The following is a 16,338-nucleotide window of genomic DNA, read 5'->3' on the forward strand; positions in this document are numbered from 1 at the left end:
GGTCATTTTAAAGAAATCAACCAACCTTTCTGATCATCCGGAAGGTTGGTTTTATTGAATCTCTGTGCGTTCCGCTTGCCTTTTGGGATTGTTGGAATTTGGGAGGGAAGTGGTTCCCCATGATTTTCCGTCCAGGGTTTGAGAGGGAAGCTCCAGTTGTTTCCGGATGATGTTGCTGAGTTGAAGGCGCTCTTGGTCTGAGACAATGTAGTACCAGATTCCCTTAGGATTCTTATTGCTGTTGACTCCATCGATTTCCAGTGTCTCGATGTGATCCTGAGGAATGTTACGGTAGATTTTCTGTAGCGCAATCATTTCATTAATTTCCATGTTATGGGTAATGTTTTTTCCGAGGGATTGGAGAATGTCATTGATTTTGGCGATGGATTGAAAGCGGGTCAGTTTATTCATCAGAGATTGGATGACTTCTCTTTGCCGTTTGTTACGTCCCAGGTCATTTTCGGGGTCGGATTTGCGCATCCGTACATACCCCAAGGCGCGTGTTCCGTTTAAATGGGCCGGACCTTTTTTATAGTATTGCATTTGATCAAACAGACGCATGGAAAAGTCAAAGGGGACATTGACATCTACACCGCCAACTGCATCCACCAACTCAATGAATCCATTGAAGTTCACTTTGACATAATAGTCGATGGGAATGTTCAAGAGGTTTTCTACAGTCTCCACCGTATTGGTTATGGGTCCCACATTGGACTTCAGTCCATAATAAGCGGCAGCGTTAATCTTTGTTTTCCAGCCGTTGGTGTTAGCAATTTCAGTTTTGGTATCCCGTGGAATACTGAGTATCTTCATCGTTTTCTGATCGGGATTGATCGCGATTACCATAATGGTATCGGGGCGCCAGTATGTTTCTTTGGCGTTACGGTTGTCGGTGCCGACAAACATGATTGTAAAGGGATCTTTCATGGTAATCTTTTGGTCCCGTTTATTGGATTTGATCCCCCGATTGAGTTCATCAAAGGAATCATCCATCGCGTACCACAATTGAAAGATCCAATAACTGCATATTGCCAGTATAACGATCAGGAAGAAACCCAACATCCGATACCACCATTTGCGCCGTCTTTTTTTGGCAAAATCCACTCTGGATGGAATCATTGACCTCACCCCACTTTTACCTAGTGCGGACGTATATCTTAAAATCATAGCTAATGATATCTATTCATGAACAACTATGAATTCCATATTTTAATAAAAAAACCTCCCATTTGGGAGGTTTTTCTCTATGGCTGATTTCCTTGTGGGGTCATTCCCTGATTCCCCTGAGCGGGATCTGTTGGTGTTTGTGTTCCTGTCTCTTGTTGTTCCATTCCTTGCTCTTCTTGATTTTGAGATTCAGTTGGTTGATAAGGTTTTCCGTCAAGTGTCTGAAGAGGAAGTTTCAGCTGTTTTCGGATGACATTGCTTAGCCGGAGACGTTCCTGATCCGTCACAATGTAATACCAGATTCCCTTGGGATTATCTTTGCTGTTTCTTCCGTTCAGTTTTAATGTCTCGGTATTCTCATCGGGAATGGCGCGGTAAATATCCTGGAGCTCATACAATTCTTCCAACTTCATATTGTGGGTTACATTTCTTCCAAGTGATTGGAGAATATCGTCAATTTTGGTAACAGATTTGATATCAACAATTTTGGACATCAGTGCCTGAATCACTTCTCGCTGTCGTTCATTACGCCCTTGATCTCCTCTGGGGTCGGATTTACGCATCCGGACGTATCCCAAGGCGCGTGTTCCGTCCAAATGAGCCGGACCTTTTTCATAGTGTTGCATTTTGTAGAAAAGTCGCATGGAGAAGTCAAAGGGGACATTGACATCCACACCGCCAACCGCATCCACCAATTCGATAAATCCATTGAAGTTTACTTTTACGTAATAATCAATCGGGATGTTCAGAAAATGTTCCACTGTCTCCACTGTGTTGGTCATCGGACCGACGTTTTTGGAGATGCCGTAAGAAGCAGCCGAATTGATTTTATCCTTCCCTTGGGTGTTGGCGATCGGGGCCAGTGTATCCCGTGGGATACTTACCATTTTAATCGATTTTTCTTTCGGATTGACGGCCGCGACGATCAGAACATCTGATCGCCAATTTTCAGACTTTGCAGATCGGACATCGGTCCCGACGAACATGACTGTAAATGGATCTTTCATGGTTACTTCTTTTTTACGCTTGCTGGATTTGTCCCGTTTGAGAGGATCATAGGAATCATCCACTGCCCCCCAAACCTGGTAAATAAAGTAGCTGGAAGTACCAATGATTCCAATTAAAAACAAGCCTAAAATCCGTAGCCATAATTTACGTCTCTTTTTCTTTTTGGAAAATTCAACCCTGGACTGTCCGATAGGTCATACCCCGCTTTGCGTTCTTGAAATTTCTCCTTATACCTTTGTATATCATTTTTTCAGACCGCTTGAAACCGAATCGTAGTCTGTGTTACAGATGATTTACTATCAAAACGCTGAAAAGGCCAGATTCGTTTCGTAATCGAACCTTGTAAAACCAGTCATGAGGTTTGGTGGATGGGGATTGGATTTGTGGAAAAAAACCAATTCTCCCCTCTAAAAAAGGAGTGCGTATTCCCTGCTATTATAAGATTACCTAATCGGTGAGGGAATGAAAAGTGGAAAAGAATAAAAAAAGAAAAACCGGATAATTGTCTTAGCCTTAAGACTAACTGACTATATCCTTGGTTGGTTGATTTTCTTTTTTTAAAAAAAGGAGACAGGGTATTTGGGGGTATATGACAAGATAAAAAACGCAAGTATGCAAATACACTGAAAGAACAGTGTTTAAATACTCATTCAGAAACACCGGATCGGGGAACTCTTCGTCGATTGCAGTGGTATAGACAAGGCAAATGAGGTTTGTTATGATCAATTTTTGTGTGTGAAATAGATTCATAGAAAAACCTTGATTAAGACGAAAATAGTCAAAAGGTCCTCTATTCATCCGGGAATCAGTTTGATACATTGTTAATGTCCTCATATTGATTTACAGACTCACATCATCAAATGAACTTGATATGGTTGAGGCAGAAGGAGCGATAGGAAATATGCTTCATTCTATGATTCTCATTTCTTTGGCGATTTCGTTCGGACTGGGAGTCATTCTGGGTCCCTTTGTAATACCTGTTCTGAGAAGAATGAAATTTGGACAGTCCATTCGGGAAGAAGGTCCCAAAGGGCATCAAAAAAAAGCCGGAACCCCGACGATGGGTGGAGTTATTTTTCTGGTGGTTCTGGTGTTGACTGCCATTCCTCTTGGTAACTATGTACACAAGGGCTTATCCGATTTATTCTTTTTGTTGTTTGCTACGCTGGGTTATGGAATTCTGGGTTTTATGGATGATTACATCAAAGTAGTGATGCGTAGAAATCTGGGATTGACTGCCGGCCAGAAGCTCTTGGGGCAAGTGTTTATCGGAATGGTATTGTTTGGCATTCTGTACCAAGTACGCTTGGTGCGAGGAGACCATGAAGCGATCTCCACTATTGGAATCCCAGGAACCGATGTATTTTTTGAACTCAACTGGCTGTACTTTCCTCTGCTAGTATTGATGATGATCGGGGCATCCAATGCGGTCAATCTGACCGATGGATTGGATGGCCTTGTGGCAGGAACTGCAGCAGTGGCTTACGGTGCATACGCTGTGATTGGGTTGGTTCAGGATAATTTGAATGTGGTGATTTTCTCCGCCTCCGTTTCAGGAGCACTTCTTGCTTTTCTGGTATTCAATGCCAATCCTGCCAAAGTGTTTATGGGCGATACCGGTTCTTTGGCATTGGGGGGAGGTTTGGCAGCACTTGCGGTCATTACCAAAACGGAGCTTTTGCTCGTTATCATCGGTGGTGTGTTTGTCATTGAGACGCTGTCTGTTATGATTCAAGTAACTTCGTTTAAATTTCGGGGGAAAAGAGTGTTCCGAATGAGTCCGCTCCATCACCACTATGAGCTGAAAGGATGGTCGGAGTGGCGTGTCGTCATCACCTTTTGGCTGATTGGTTGTCTGTTTGCAACGCTGGGAATCTATATTGAGATTTTTGTGTGACAGTGAAAAAAGACTCCAGGTATCAACCGGAGTCTTTTTTTGCATTGATTGCCTTCCATCAACAACAATCTGGGTCCTGTTCTCCGCTATAGCCGACCTGACTTAAATATGGAGTAAATCAGCCACATCAGCATAAAGACTGCAATAAAAAATCCAATCTCTATGGCAGGCACTTTCCATAAGAGTGTTTGTTGGCGTGTCAGAGAAGAACCGATAATCAATCCGCACATTATAATGCTGAAGGAAAGCAGGACAATACTGTAGGAAAGGCGATTTACAATCTGATCCAACTTTCGGAGAAAAAGGTTGAGCCGAGGGATGCTTACATCCACCTGAATCCGTCCTTTTTGCAGGTGCTCAGCCAGTTGATTCAAAAGCTTGGGCAATTCCATCAAACTTAGACCGATATCGTTTGCATGTCTCCATGTTTCACGCATGATTCGCCGGGGATTGAATCGTTGCTTTAGCAGTTGCTGTCCAAAGGGGCGGGTGATCCGCGTAATGTTGATTTCCGGATCCAGTTTCTTGACAATGCTTTCCAAGGAAAGAAGGGTTTTTCCCAAAAGAGTCAAATCAGGTGGAATCTGAATCCGATGCTTGAATGCGAGATGAAACAGGTCATTGACCGTCTCTGCAAGGCTGATATCGGAGAGAGTGACATCATAATACTTGTCGCTCAGTTCATCTACATCCAGCCAGAAAGATTCTCTGTCCACGTTCTCTGGAACCATCCCCATCCGCAGCATCGCTCGGACGGCTCCATCGGTATCTCGGTGCATCATGGCAATAATCATCGAGGAAAAGTGGCGGTGCATTTCCGGGGTGAGACGTCCCACCATACCGAAGTCAATAAAGGCAATTTGATTGCCCGGAAGAGCGAATAAATTTCCCGGATGAGGGTCACTGTGAAAGAAGCCCTTGATTAAAATCTGGTGAAATACAGCTTGTACCAAACGCTCTGCAAGCACTTTTCGGTCCAGCCCCATTTGTTCCAGTTTTTCCAGCTGGTTTAAACGGATGCCATCAATGTATTCCATGGTCAAAACCCGGTGGGTGGTCATGTCCCAGTCCACGTGGGGAATGACCACAGGGTCATCTTGGTGAAATTGTTTTCTCACTTTCTCCATATGCCGGGCTTCAGCCGTGAAGTCTAATTCTTGCCGAACAGCTTTGGCTAACTCATCCACCAATTTACCAACCTGATATTGTGTTCCCCAATCCAACCGCTGTTCAGCCAAAGTAGCCAGTTCCCGGAAAATACTGAGATCACGCTGGATGATTCCTGCAATTCCAGGGCGTTGCACCTTGACTGCCACAGTTTGTCCAGTATAAAGGGTGGCACGGTGGACCTGTCCGATGGAGGCGGCGGCTATGGGTTTTTCCTCAAAGACAGCGAAGTACTGGTGATAATCTCCCAACTCTTGTACCAGGATGTTTTGAACCTGATGAAAGGGCATGGGGCTGACGTGATCCTGTAACTTTTCCAATTCGGAAATGATGGCTTCCGGCAACAGATCCGAACGGCTTCCGGCAACTTGTCCCAGTTTGATGAAGGCAGGCCCCAGTTCTTCCAGTGCTTCCCGGATATGTCTGCCGATTGAGGTGGGATCTTGGGGTTTTGTTCTAGCAGAGCTTCTTGGAAGTGAGAGTTTCGAGATAATACCCATTTCATCCAATAAATACCCAAAGCCGTGTCGAGCCAGGGTGGAGACGATTTCTCGGTAGCGGTTGAGATTTCGTATTTTGTTTCCAAACATCACAGGCACTCCTTCAAAACAATCTCCGATGGATGAAGGGGATCATGAAGGTTCGGATTCATCATTTGCAGAAGTGTTCAGCTGATCTTTAAGGATTTGAATTTGTTGTTCCATTTTTTGAATATCTTCCTTGGTGGCAATTTCCATTTCATTCAGGATGGTTTTCATTCGTTTTCTCAGGAGCTGATCCAGATGCTCTTGTTCTTGTTCCCCGCGAGCGATCAATTTATCCAAAAGTTCACGGCCGGCGGAAGGTGTCAATTCTCCGCGATTTACCAAGTCTTTCACTGTTTTTTCTGTCTGTTCCTTGCTGATAATGGCAAGCCCCAGACCAGCAGCTAATCCCTTTTTCACTAAGTCTTTCATTGTCATTCCCTCCTTTAAAATATCATTCGTTCCTTGGCTCTTTATCCCCTTTTTCCCTTAAAAATGTGTAAATAATCAGCTTTCAATGTAGAGGATCTCATTGTAACGAGTCTATTCTACAACTCATTGACAGAGCGGTTTCCGAGAAGTATATTGGTGTCGAAGCGAAGTCTTCTTAACAGGAGAAGCGACAGGCTTTGCCTTGAGGCAAGGCCTTTTTTATCAACCAGAGGGGGAACCCCATGTTTTGGAGTCCGATCAAGCCGCTTATAGACAAGATCGACATCCGACCCAGCGTCGAAAACCAACCGGTGATTGTACAATTTATTCCCGAAGAATTGGAATGGATTGGAACAGGTACCGATGCGGTGGTTGTACGCCATCTGTCTTATCCCGAAGTGGTATTTAAACGGTATGTCGAGGGCCGGGAACAAACCCGACTCAATGAATATGAAGTATACTTACGTCTTCATGGATCGCCCTATTTTCCTATCTGCTTTGGTATGGATGATTCTTTTCTTGTTCTGAGTTATGAACAGGGTCCCACACTTTATGACTGTTTAGCAGAAGGGATTTTCATCCCGGAATCCGTAATAGAAGAAGTGGAGCAGGCCCGAACCGATGCTCGTAACCGGAATCTGAATCCAAGAGATATTCATCTGAAAAATATTCTTTTACAGAATGGTCATGCCAAATTGCTGGATGTATCCGAATATCTGAAGGACGGAAATGACAAGCGCTGGGAGCACCTGGTTCAGGGATACCGTTTATTTTACCCGATGGTTGCCGGGAGAAAAATTCCAGTTAATCTGATAGAACAAGTGAAAAACGCTTATTTGGATCAAGCGCAAGGAAATTTTTCACTTATAAAGTTTGGACGTCAGTTTTTGCAACTGTGGAAGCACAACCTCAAAGAATGAGGTGGTTAATGAAATGGGGGATCGGGGATGACATTTCTGTTTTTGCCCCTCTGTTCTTAAGCAAAAGGGTTGAATGGGTCGATCCCCCCCTCTCAGTGTGTCCGCTAAACACCTGAAACCTACAGGGGCTCCGCTGGGTGAGTGGAAAAGGATGTTCCATCCGAAATATAGCCAGCATTCTAAGGATAATACGTTGGAGGGGATTCCATGCCTGGACTCTTTGATCCGTTTTCCCTTAGAGAGATGACGTTGAAAAATCGTGTGATGATGTCTCCCATGTGCCAATACAGTGTTGAAGCAAAAGATGGCAAGCCGACAGAATGGCATGATGTTCATTATGTTTCCCGCGCTGTCGGAGGTACAGGATTGATTATGATGGAGATGACCAATGTCCATCCTGACGGTCGAATTACGGATCGGGATTTAGGTCTTTGGTCAGATGATCAGATTCCGGCTTTTCGTCGCATCATCGATGCCTGTCATCAGTACGGGGCAAAAGTGGGTATACAAATCGCTCATGCCGGGAGAAAAGCGGAGTCTGAGTGTTTGAAACCGGTGGCTCCGTCGCCCGTTCCATTTAAGGAAGGCTTTCGGGTTCCCCATGAATTAAGCCGGGGTGAGGTTCAGGAGATGGTGGAGTTATTTGCCCTAGGGGCAGAGCGTGCCGTGAAAGCTGGTGCGGATACAGTGGAGCTTCATGGTGCCCATGGATATCTGATTCACCAGTTTATCTCCCGTATTTCCAACCGACGCAGTGACGAATACGGTGACCCTAACCGCTTTGCTGAAGAAGTGATTCGAGCTGTCCGTGAGCGTATTCCTGATGAAATGCCATTAATGATGCGTCTGTCTGCGGTTGAATATGCTGAAGGTGGATATACCTTGGTGGAAACCGTGGAACGGTGTCGTCGGTTTCATGCTTTAGGGGTGGATGCTTTTGACCTCAGTTCAGGTGGAGAGGCCCCTTCCAGCCGTCCTCCCGTTCGCGTTGCTTCTCCAGGTTACCAGGTTCCTTATGCTGCCGCCGTTCGTGAAGCGGTAGACGTTCCAGTGGTCGCTGTTGGTCACTTGGAAGAACCAAAGGTGGCGGAAATGGTCATTCAAAATGGGCATGCTGATCTTGTGGCCATCGGACGGGCGATGTTGAAGAATCCATACTGGGCTTCTGATGCCGCTCTTTCTCTTGGAAAAGAGAATCTTCTTCCCCATCCCTATCAGCGGGCATTTCATTCTTGAAAAAGAGCGCAGATCCTCTTCTAGAGGGTCTGTGTACTGTCTATGAGTGTAGTCTTCTTACAGGGAGTTATGCAACGGTTGAGAATGCCATTGGATGATTCCGCAGGCTAATCGCTTTCCTGCATCACCGGCGGGCTGTGTACGGTAGTCATCAGGGTTTTGATGGATAATGATTGCTTTTCCAACAATGTCTTGTACCTTGAAGCGGTTGGTGTAAAAACACATCCAGGCATATCCATTGTTGGAGAAAAGAACGGGAAAATCTCCGGCATGGTTGCCATGAGGCTGCTGATCGGGATTCCAATGATCACCTGCTGCCTGAAAGGGATCTGTTGGATCACCTATCGCACATGATCCCTTTTCATGGATGTGAAAACCGTGAGGGCCAATAGGGTCTTCTCCATTTTGCGCTGGTGAATAGGGAGGAAGTCCCACGATCTTTGCACAAACCTCCGTTCCACCTGGAACGTTGTGAAACAGGACAATCCCTCGAAGATTAGGTGCCAAGGGTCCTCCCGCAATGTGGGCTATGGCGGTGGCATAACATTCTCTGTGATCAGAGTAACCATAAGGGAAATAAGTATGAATATCGTACATTTGTTTTCCCCCTTCCATACTCCAACCAATATATGATCGTAACCCGTACAAGGTGACAGGTATGTGCTTCGACCTTCTTGCCTGTTCAGAACCCCCTGATATTTTTTGGGTGAATCTAATATCATCAGACTATCGCAAAAGGTTGGAACATAGGGTGTGAAATAGAGAGAAGCGATTGCAGATTCATGTTGGAGGTTGATGGCTGTGTGGCTTTTGATTTCGGGGGAAAGTCGAAAGTCTGGCTATGAAGAAATTTGTGACGAAGTGAACCGGATTCACCAAGAATGGGGCAGGGTAAGAAAGCGTCTGGATGATACGACTGATCCCGATTTGGTGGACAGTGTCATTTATGAGTTGAAGTCATTGGAAAAACGGTATGGATTTTTGATCAAAAAGTTGAAAGAGTACAAGAGAAGTGTGATTTGATCCCTTTCATTAGACACCCTATGGAAATGGAATGGATAGGACGGGTTGCATCAATCATGAAGACTGTCCACTTTTTGTGTGAACATGCCTTAGATTTTATGGCACCATTGAAAAAAAGGAAGTGACTATCCGCGTTAGTGCAGTCGAGCAGTGACCTGTCTCGCTTCAGTGTCACACCACCTGTTTGGTGGTGATTTTTTACACTTAAAAAAGGGCTGTCAGCATATAGGAGACCAAAGAGAGGGAAGGAAATGGATGTGACAGCCCTTTATCCATGGGGGATATATAGTGGATATATATAATCATATATATCTAATTATATTATCCACAAAGATGAATACAGAAGAAAGTGTTTCTTTTTTCCTGTTGAATCGTTATAGTAACAGATAAGAGGGGGGGTTGATTTTAAATGAATCCGGATCTGGATCAAATCCGCAGCCTGTTGAGTGAGTCCAAAAACATTGCCGTTGTCGGACTTTCGGACAAAACTGATCGGACCAGCCATATGATTGCTCAAGCCTTGCAGAAGGCAGGATATCGGATATTTCCCGTTAACCCCGTATTAAAAGAGCCCGTTCTCGGTGAAAAACCCTATGCCTCAGTACAGGAGATTGAAGAGGATGTGGATATTGTCAATGTATTCCGCAGGAGTGAACATTGTGTACCAGTGGCACAGGATGCTGTAGCCGCAGGAGCCAAAGCGTTATGGCTTCAGCAGGGGATTGTCAATGAAAAAGCGGCTACCATTGCAAAAGAGGGAGGGCTTATGGTGATTATGGATCGCTGTATAAAGGTGGATCATACCATTCTGCTCAGAAATCGATAAGGGGCCAAAATGGAGAAAATTTTGGATGAAGGATTGACAACCCTTTGGGATGTAAAATCATAATATAGATAAACAGTGATCTGTCAGCCCCGCACCTGAACTTCTATCTGGGGGTGATAGTTGTGCAAACGATGAAATTGTCTGATTTAATTCTAACAATATCTCCAGATTTGTATGATCTTCTTCGAAAAGAAGAGCTGGAATCGGAAGTGATCGTTCATGATATCGGTTCCTTAAATAGAGAAGATATCAGCGAAATCATTGAACAAGCTATTCAACACCATCATAAGGCCCCATATCATTGAACGCTTCCTGAAAACAAGTCCTTTCACCTATTTGGCGAAGGGGCTTGTTTTTATGGTTGCATAACGTCATTGAAGTGGGAGCTTTGATGGAGACCGTGTCGATCCATATATTGTCTGTTTGCAGATGTTTCATGATCTTGTCGAAATTACGTGACAAAAATTGTCGAATACGATAAAATCAAAGCGTTACTACAGGACACCGGGAAGGTGTGGACGGAGGATCAGTGTCTTAAAACCGGGTGAAGGGGGAGAACAGATGACTGCTGGAGGCTCGGTGGCAAAAACGGAAACGATACATACAGATAACAACCAGCTGTTGGATGAAAAAGGTGGGGAAAGATCGGAGGTCCAGCGTTATTATGAAATTGCCCGTATGAAGGTAAGAAAGAAACGGTTTTCTGAAGCACTGGATGCCTTGGATGAGGTGCTAAAGGCGAATCCTTTTCATATAGAGGCTCTTTTGCTTCGTGCGATTTCTTTGGAAGATATCGGTCACTTGGAAGATTCCAAGAATCTGTTTGAGAAGATCATTTTAAATTTTCCGGATTGCAGTTCAGCTTACCGGGAGTTTGGGAGATTTCTTCTTTTTTCTGAAAACTCTCCAGCTACAGCAGAAACACAGCTTTTGAGAGGTCTGACAAAGAATCCGCAGGATGCTTTTGCCCATGCACTGCTGGCTGAAGTTTATGTACGGACAGGACGCCACCGACAAGCTTTGCTCCATTTGGAGATTGCTTCACGGTTTAGAACAGAGGAAATTCGCTACTTTGAAGTGTGTGCCAAAGTGTTGGCCCGTTTGGAAAAATCGATGGAAAAAACAAAGGACTTGCAACAAACGCTTTTTTCCCATGCCGGAAATCGTGCTGAGAGAGCCTTTTTCCGGAGAGCTATACGCGCGGAACGAAAGGGGAAAAAGGAACGCCCTGCGATAAAACGTTATTTTCGCAAAGTTTGGTTTTAACTGTTTTGTTGGGAGAAGAAGTCAAAAAATATTCAAACAAGTATCGACATATTTCGTATGCTATGTTATACTTGGACCAGCGAGGTTGACCTCCTTGCTTCCAGGCTTGGACGGAGCCATCGTGGAACGATTTTGAAAACGAAAAGCCCTCGCTGTGCGGGAGCACGTCACGCTACCACGCTTCTTAACTCCTTAATCTTGACCCTCTTTCATGTGGCCAGGTGGATAGACCCTGGTCTTTTTCTTTTGAATAAAATGAATTCAATGAAGGAGGAAAACATGAGGATCGAACGCTTGGATCGTTTTGTCTTAACAGTAAAGAACATAGAAGAAACTATTCGTTTTTAATATACTTTCACTCCCATAGCTGAGGTTCAACAACAGATAGCATTCCATGGAATAAATATTGAAGAGTGCCCAGTAATCGATTCACATCCGTGACCCGGATAGCAATTAAATAGAGATTGCCAACCCATTGACGGATTGAATGGGTGGCGTTAATCTGTAACGGGAAAGGAGAGATTCGGTTTGAATTGGGATGGAAAGTCCTTTCATCCGCTCTATGTCCAATTTTTTCAATGTTATCATCATGAAAAGTATTGGGAAGCTCACGAAGTATTGGAGGAGTTGTGGCAAACACAACGTGACAATGATTTTTACCATGGATTGATTCAAGTTGCAGCCATTATGCACCAGTTGAAACGGGGGAAAATCAGGGGTGCCCGCAAGCTGAGCACAAGTGCCATCCGCTATCTCACTCCCTTTTCTCCATGGAAGGATGAAGTAAATGTGGCAGAGGTATTGGACTGGTTGAACCGTTGTCTTGAAGTGTTGCCGAAAAATGTCGGAATAATGGACCCGGATGAGGTGCAGGCTTTGGGTTTGGGAATCTGCGAACTTCCGGTTTTGAGTGTGACGGATACATCTCATGTATAAATGTGTGAGCTGGACCCATCGATAAGAGAGATCCATCATGTCTTTGCAGAAAGAAAAATACACTCCTTAGAACACGAACATCAGAAAACGGGCAGGAATATCCTTGTCCGTTTTTTTGTTTTTTGATGGAAAAATCAAAATAATTTCTAAAAACATATTTACCTATTCAAAGGAATGGGTATGATCAAATGAAGAAAGGAGGCGAGAGAAGTGGAATTTTGAATCAAGGGTGTTGTCGGGGTACTAACCATCATCGAAAAAATGGAGCCAAAAAAGAAAAAGACTCACCGCAAACGCCGTCGGAAGCGTAAAAATCAGTGAGTCGCGGAGGGGAATACCATCCTGATAATACCTATACCAAAGTTTTACTTCAAATTTCCATGGATCGAATGAAAGCGGCATTCTGAATGTCTTTCATAATGTATCAGGCCGTTTGTGACTGGCCGTTTGGTAATCTCTTGCAAACCGTTGCGGATAGTATTGATTGCCGCAGTACTACTTTGTCAAAGACAGAAAGTGAGGTTTTACAATGTACCACTTTGAAACAAAAAAAGACCTGGTCCGCTATATACAGGACCAAGTTCTTACGACAGCTGAGGTTATGGAGATTTTGGGTGTCACTAGGCAAAATATCACCCGCCTAGTTAAGAAGGGTGATCTTAAACCGATCAAGGAAGGTTCCGTGAAACTGTACCTTCGTGAAGAGGTGGAGGAATTGAAAACACGGCTTGAGAAGCTGCGGGAGCAATTCCGCCCATACGATCATAATAAATGAAGAAGACGACCCGACAATGGGCGGGGGACATGCTGGCCAACCTTACCCCTTTGGATGACGGGTTTTCTCGCTCGCAATGATATAAAATTCTTCCATTTTTGCTGTGGTTAGCTTTAAACGTTGCAAATTCCGAAAACTCAAAGGATTTGGTTACATCGTCTCCGCTTCCATGGAACGGGACGTAAGCCCGATACATAAGATATACCGATAGAATGAAACGTAGGAGGGTTATATATGAGAGGACGTTGCTGGACGCCCGAAGAAGATCGCTTGCTGGCTGAAACCGTTCTTCGATCCGTCCGGGAGGGAGGTAATCAACTAAACGCCTTTGAAGAAGTGGCTGAAAAAATTGAGAGGACTCCAGGAGCCTGTGGATTTCGCTGGAATGCAGTTCTTCGGCACAAGGAAGCAGAGGCATTTCGTCAAGCCAAACGAGAACGGGTCTCCAAGAAAATCAGAAAGAAAAAGGATTCGTTATACTCGTTGAAAGATATTATTCAACAATTAAAACGGTTTGACAGGGAATACCGGGCCACAAAAGAACGGCTGTTGGAGTTGGAACAGAAGTTGCTTGAAAAGGAGAACCAACTGAAAGAAGCAGAGGCAGAGCATAACCGTTTAACAGAGGAATGGAATGCATTTGACAATTTCCAGAATGAAGTGAAGGACCGCTATACCAGTCTACTCCGGTTGTTTCAGACTGCACACAACCTGGAGAGAATGGAACCCCACGTTGAAAAAGCATCATCAACATTGGGTTCTGAATATGAATCTGACGGGTCACAAGCGGAATCGAACCCGGAAGCGGAATCATAAGATGGACATATAGGACGGCGCAAAAAGAAAGAGGTGCATGTGTTGTCCCGTCCATGGAGAATGGAAGAAGATGAATTGTTGGTGAAATGGGTGGATCGATTCCGGAAAATGGGGATGAGCCGTTCTGAGACTTTTGAGTATATCGCGGAGCAGTTAAACCGTAGTGCAAAAGCTTGCAATGAGAGATGGAACATTCTTCGCCGTTCAACCCATCATTACAGTGGTAAAAAAAATGATTCCTCTCAGAAAAGTAGATGGAAATATATGGAGGAAAAGCTGGAAGCCAATTCTCAGGAAATAAGACAATTAATACAGGAAAATCGGAGAATGCGGGAGGAAATGCGCTTTTTTGAAAAAATGCTACTGGAAGAATATCAGCTTCTTATTCGCCTGTTAGAGCAAAAACAACCCAAAGGCCGGATTCATCGGTTGTGATATGAACCATAGGATTCTTCACATTTAATAATGAATGGCGATTGAAAATAGGGTATCATTTTGGTAAAGGCGAAGAAGGAGTGGAATAAGATGGCACAATGGAAAGAGATTACAACATTGGAGGAATGGGATCAAGCTCTTCTACGGTCGAAAGATGAACCGGTACTGATTATCAAACACAGCACGCGGTGTCCTGTTAGTGCGGATGCTTGGAAGGAATATCAGGAGTTTGTCCAAGAGAATGCCCCGAAAAGTGCTTCGTATATGATGGTGAAGGTGATTGAATCACGGGATGTTTCCAACAAGATCGCCGAGGATTTGGATATTCAGCACAAATCGCCTCAAGCGATTTTAATCAAAGATGGAAGAGCAGTGTGGAACGATTCTCATTGGCATATTACAAAATCGAGTCTTTCTGAAGCAGTAAAAGCAGTCTGAACGATTGATGCAACCCATTCAGGGTTGCTTTTTTGTACGGGCCTCTTCTAAAAATACCCCCGGAAATTTCCGGGGGACTCCATTTGGGATTAATAGTAACCCCAGATACCGACAAGGGCGAAAATGGTAGCGATGACAAGTAGGAACAGTAACAGACGGCGCAGTCCAAAACCGTATCCATAACCACCATAACCGTAACCCATTGATTTCACCTCCTTTCAAGAGGTATAAATGAGTTAATGACTCCAGCAGATGCCGACAGGAATGAAAATGGTGGCGATGACGAGCAGGAATAGTAGCAAGTGACACAATCGAAAACTGTATCCATACCCATAAAGCAAATTTTCAGATCAATAGTACCCCCAAACCCCGATTAGCCCAAAGATGGTGGCGATCACCAAAAGGAAGAGAAGTAGACGACGCAGTCCAAAACCGTAAAATCGATATCCGGACATGATTCATTCCCCCTTGTCTATATGTTTTATAAAAGCGAATTCTGTTGATAGGAGCGATTAGCATAATCCGCCGATCAGAGCAAAAATCGTAGCAATCACCAACAAAAATAAAAGTAACCGACCCAATCCGACGCCGTAGCGTTTACCTGACATAAATCTGTTCCCTCCTTATAACTTTTGCTACAACCTATGTGCCCTTTGGGGGATGTGTAAAGGCGGATATCATGAAAGGTTGAATTTATTTGGGGAGGAATCTAGAGTGCACCGACAAACCAAAATATTGTTGGGATGATCAGAAGAAAGAGTAGCAATCGTTGCAGCATTCCCATCCCATCATTGCTATAAGAACGGTAAGGGCGGTAATACCCGTACAAAATAACTTCCTCCTTTCTTAGAGGGGAACAATTAGAAACCCTTTGGTACAAAGTATTCAGTGGAAATGGGGTTTGTTTCAAAGATAGGCGTTTTACACAGTGGGTCTGCCCAAAAAAAAGAGAAATTGGACGAAAGCCTGTGTCATCCCTTCTCTTCTGACATATAGTGAAGAGACCAAGATCTAACGGAGGGATTGATATGGCGGGCAAAGGCCCTTCTACGAAAGAAATCACCCAATTAATCAACAATGTAATGGGTCACAATGTTTTGACGGAACAGCAGTTAAACCAGATCATGAAGGGGGCCAAAAGGGCTCATGAACGAGGCGGAATGCCAGCAGTCTTGGATTACCTGATGAAAGTGACCCAAGCCGATGTGGAAAAAAAGGAAGTGGAACAATTCGCGGATACAATACAGCAAAATCCCAAAATGGGCATGGATATACTGTATGGGAAGAAAAAAGCCCCTGGAAAACGAAAGAAATAATTTTACAAAGAAGGACTTCACTCCTCTGAGAGGTGAAGTCCATTTTATTTTTTAAGGTCAGCATGTATGTGCTTCGCGCCTATATCATGTTTTATTACATAAAGTGAATAAGAATGTGGAGACTGATAATTGAAAACGAAATGCACATACTATATG

19 protein-coding genes are annotated in these 16,338 nt (G+C 44.1%); 13 read left to right on the forward strand and 6 right to left on the reverse strand.

What is annotated here, in order from left to right:
• Positions 1-51 precede the first annotated feature (51 nt).
• Positions 52-1,119: an LCP family protein gene (locus FN782_RS07175; protein ID WP_142505105.1), complete on the reverse strand. Its 1,068-nt coding sequence runs from the start codon at positions 1,117-1,119 to the stop codon at positions 52-54.
• Between the two features lie 125 nt (positions 1,120-1,244).
• Positions 1,245-2,297: an LCP family protein gene (locus FN782_RS07180; RefSeq protein ID WP_246064888.1), complete on the reverse strand. Its 1,053-nt coding sequence runs from the start codon at positions 2,295-2,297 to the stop codon at positions 1,245-1,247.
• Between the two features lie 779 nt (positions 2,298-3,076).
• Here FN782_RS07180 and mraY point away from each other — a divergent pair.
• Positions 3,077-4,072, forward strand: coding sequence for a phospho-N-acetylmuramoyl-pentapeptide-transferase (mraY, locus tag FN782_RS07185; RefSeq protein ID WP_142505322.1), 996 nt, complete (start codon positions 3,077-3,079; stop codon positions 4,070-4,072).
• Positions 4,073-4,158: 86 nt separating this feature from the next.
• Here the strand turns inward: mraY and FN782_RS07190 are convergent, their stop codons facing one another.
• Entirely contained in the window at positions 4,159-5,829 is a 1,671-nt protein-coding gene (locus FN782_RS07190; protein WP_142505107.1) for an ABC1 kinase family protein, read from the reverse strand.
• 42 nt (positions 5,830-5,871) lie between these two features.
• Complete coding sequence (locus FN782_RS07195) at positions 5,872-6,195, reverse strand: phasin family protein (protein WP_142505108.1); 324 nt, start codon at positions 6,193-6,195, stop codon at positions 5,872-5,874.
• A gap of 242 nt (positions 6,196-6,437) precedes the next feature.
• Between FN782_RS07195 and FN782_RS07200 the strand changes: the two genes are divergently transcribed.
• On the forward strand, positions 6,438-7,115 hold the full coding sequence (locus FN782_RS07200; RefSeq protein WP_142505109.1) for a protein kinase family protein: 678 nt from the start codon (positions 6,438-6,440) through the stop codon (positions 7,113-7,115).
• Positions 7,116-7,322: 207 nt separating this feature from the next.
• The gene (locus FN782_RS07205) at positions 7,323-8,351 is read left to right on the forward strand and encodes an NADH:flavin oxidoreductase/NADH oxidase (RefSeq protein ID WP_142505110.1); all 1,029 of its coding nucleotides are present in this window, start codon (positions 7,323-7,325) and stop codon (positions 8,349-8,351) included.
• 57 nt (positions 8,352-8,408) lie between these two features.
• Here the strand turns inward: FN782_RS07205 and FN782_RS07210 are convergent, their stop codons facing one another.
• Positions 8,409-8,948: a superoxide dismutase family protein gene (locus tag FN782_RS07210; protein ID WP_185956114.1), complete on the reverse strand. Its 540-nt coding sequence runs from the start codon at positions 8,946-8,948 to the stop codon at positions 8,409-8,411.
• 198 nt (positions 8,949-9,146) lie between these two features.
• Between FN782_RS07210 and FN782_RS07215 the strand changes: the two genes are divergently transcribed.
• From FN782_RS07215 to ytxJ, 9 genes are all read left to right on the forward strand, one after another.
• The gene (locus FN782_RS07215) at positions 9,147-9,374 is read left to right on the forward strand and encodes a DUF2508 family protein (RefSeq protein ID WP_142505112.1); all 228 of its coding nucleotides are present in this window, start codon (positions 9,147-9,149) and stop codon (positions 9,372-9,374) included.
• A 409-nt stretch (positions 9,375-9,783) separates the two neighbouring features.
• Positions 9,784-10,200, forward strand: a complete 417-nt coding sequence (locus tag FN782_RS07220) for a CoA-binding protein (RefSeq protein ID WP_142505113.1) — start codon at positions 9,784-9,786, stop codon at positions 10,198-10,200.
• Between the two features lie 122 nt (positions 10,201-10,322).
• Positions 10,323-10,505: a hypothetical protein gene (locus FN782_RS07225; RefSeq protein ID WP_142505114.1), complete on the forward strand. Its 183-nt coding sequence runs from the start codon at positions 10,323-10,325 to the stop codon at positions 10,503-10,505.
• Positions 10,506-10,761: 256 nt separating this feature from the next.
• Positions 10,762-11,466: a tetratricopeptide repeat protein gene (locus FN782_RS07230; protein WP_142505115.1), complete on the forward strand. Its 705-nt coding sequence runs from the start codon at positions 10,762-10,764 to the stop codon at positions 11,464-11,466.
• Positions 11,467-11,994: 528 nt separating this feature from the next.
• A complete protein-coding gene (locus FN782_RS07235; RefSeq protein WP_142505116.1) occupies positions 11,995-12,402 on the forward strand; it encodes a DUF309 domain-containing protein in 408 nt (135 codons plus the stop codon).
• 529 nt (positions 12,403-12,931) lie between these two features.
• Entirely contained in the window at positions 12,932-13,177 is a 246-nt protein-coding gene (locus tag FN782_RS07240; protein WP_142505117.1) for a helix-turn-helix domain-containing protein, read from the forward strand.
• Positions 13,178-13,411: 234 nt separating this feature from the next.
• Positions 13,412-13,993 (forward strand): RsfA family transcriptional regulator, encoded by a 582-nt coding sequence (locus FN782_RS17270; protein WP_142505118.1) that lies wholly within the window; start codon positions 13,412-13,414, stop codon positions 13,991-13,993.
• 42 nt (positions 13,994-14,035) lie between these two features.
• Positions 14,036-14,428 carry a Myb-like DNA-binding domain-containing protein gene (locus FN782_RS07250; RefSeq protein ID WP_142505119.1) on the forward strand — a complete coding sequence of 131 codons (393 nt, stop codon included), beginning with the start codon at positions 14,036-14,038 and terminating at the stop codon, positions 14,426-14,428.
• A gap of 90 nt (positions 14,429-14,518) precedes the next feature.
• Entirely contained in the window at positions 14,519-14,866 is a 348-nt protein-coding gene (ytxJ, locus tag FN782_RS07255) for a bacillithiol system redox-active protein YtxJ (RefSeq protein WP_142505120.1), read from the forward strand.
• A gap of 89 nt (positions 14,867-14,955) precedes the next feature.
• Here ytxJ and FN782_RS17055 read toward each other — a convergent pair whose 3' ends face one another.
• A complete protein-coding gene (locus FN782_RS17055) occupies positions 14,956-15,069 on the reverse strand; it encodes a sporulation protein YjcZ (protein WP_221930164.1) in 114 nt (37 codons plus the stop codon).
• 825 nt (positions 15,070-15,894) lie between these two features.
• Between FN782_RS17055 and FN782_RS07260 the strand changes: the two genes are divergently transcribed.
• Complete coding sequence (locus tag FN782_RS07260; protein WP_142505121.1) at positions 15,895-16,182, forward strand: hypothetical protein; 288 nt, start codon at positions 15,895-15,897, stop codon at positions 16,180-16,182.
• Positions 16,183-16,338: the final 156 nt, after the last annotated feature.

It is taken from the genome of Melghirimyces algeriensis (genome assembly GCF_900182565.1).
Taxonomy (GTDB): domain Bacteria; phylum Bacillota; class Bacilli; order Thermoactinomycetales; family DSM-45169; genus Melghirimyces; species Melghirimyces algeriensis.

Coding starts and splice junctions, on each gene's coding strand:
- FN782_RS07175 (WP_142505105.1), bottom strand. CDS start 1,119: ATGATTCCATCCAGAGTGGATTTTGCCAAAAAAAGACGGCGCAAATGG.
- mraY (WP_142505322.1), top strand. CDS start 3,077: ATGCTTCATTCTATGATTCTCATTTCTTTGGCGATTTCGTTCGGACTG.
- FN782_RS07190 (WP_142505107.1), bottom strand. CDS start 5,829: ATGTTTGGAAACAAAATACGAAATCTCAACCGCTACCGAGAAATCGTC.
- FN782_RS07195 (WP_142505108.1), bottom strand. CDS start 6,195: ATGAAAGACTTAGTGAAAAAGGGATTAGCTGCTGGTCTGGGGCTTGCC.
- FN782_RS07200 (WP_142505109.1), top strand. CDS start 6,438: ATGTTTTGGAGTCCGATCAAGCCGCTTATAGACAAGATCGACATCCGA.
- FN782_RS07205 (WP_142505110.1), top strand. CDS start 7,323: ATGCCTGGACTCTTTGATCCGTTTTCCCTTAGAGAGATGACGTTGAAA.
- FN782_RS07210 (WP_185956114.1), bottom strand. CDS start 8,948: ATGTACGATATTCATACTTATTTCCCTTATGGTTACTCTGATCACAGA.
- FN782_RS07215 (WP_142505112.1), top strand. CDS start 9,147: ATGGCTGTGTGGCTTTTGATTTCGGGGGAAAGTCGAAAGTCTGGCTAT.
- FN782_RS07220 (WP_142505113.1), top strand. CDS start 9,784: ATGAATCCGGATCTGGATCAAATCCGCAGCCTGTTGAGTGAGTCCAAA.
- FN782_RS07230 (WP_142505115.1), top strand. CDS start 10,762: ATGACTGCTGGAGGCTCGGTGGCAAAAACGGAAACGATACATACAGAT.
- FN782_RS07240 (WP_142505117.1), top strand. CDS start 12,932: ATGTACCACTTTGAAACAAAAAAAGACCTGGTCCGCTATATACAGGAC.
- FN782_RS17270 (WP_142505118.1), top strand. CDS start 13,412: ATGAGAGGACGTTGCTGGACGCCCGAAGAAGATCGCTTGCTGGCTGAA.
- ytxJ (WP_142505120.1), top strand. CDS start 14,519: ATGGCACAATGGAAAGAGATTACAACATTGGAGGAATGGGATCAAGCT.
- FN782_RS17055 (WP_221930164.1), bottom strand. CDS start 15,069: ATGGGTTACGGTTATGGTGGTTATGGATACGGTTTTGGACTGCGCCGT.
- FN782_RS07260 (WP_142505121.1), top strand. CDS start 15,895: ATGGCGGGCAAAGGCCCTTCTACGAAAGAAATCACCCAATTAATCAAC.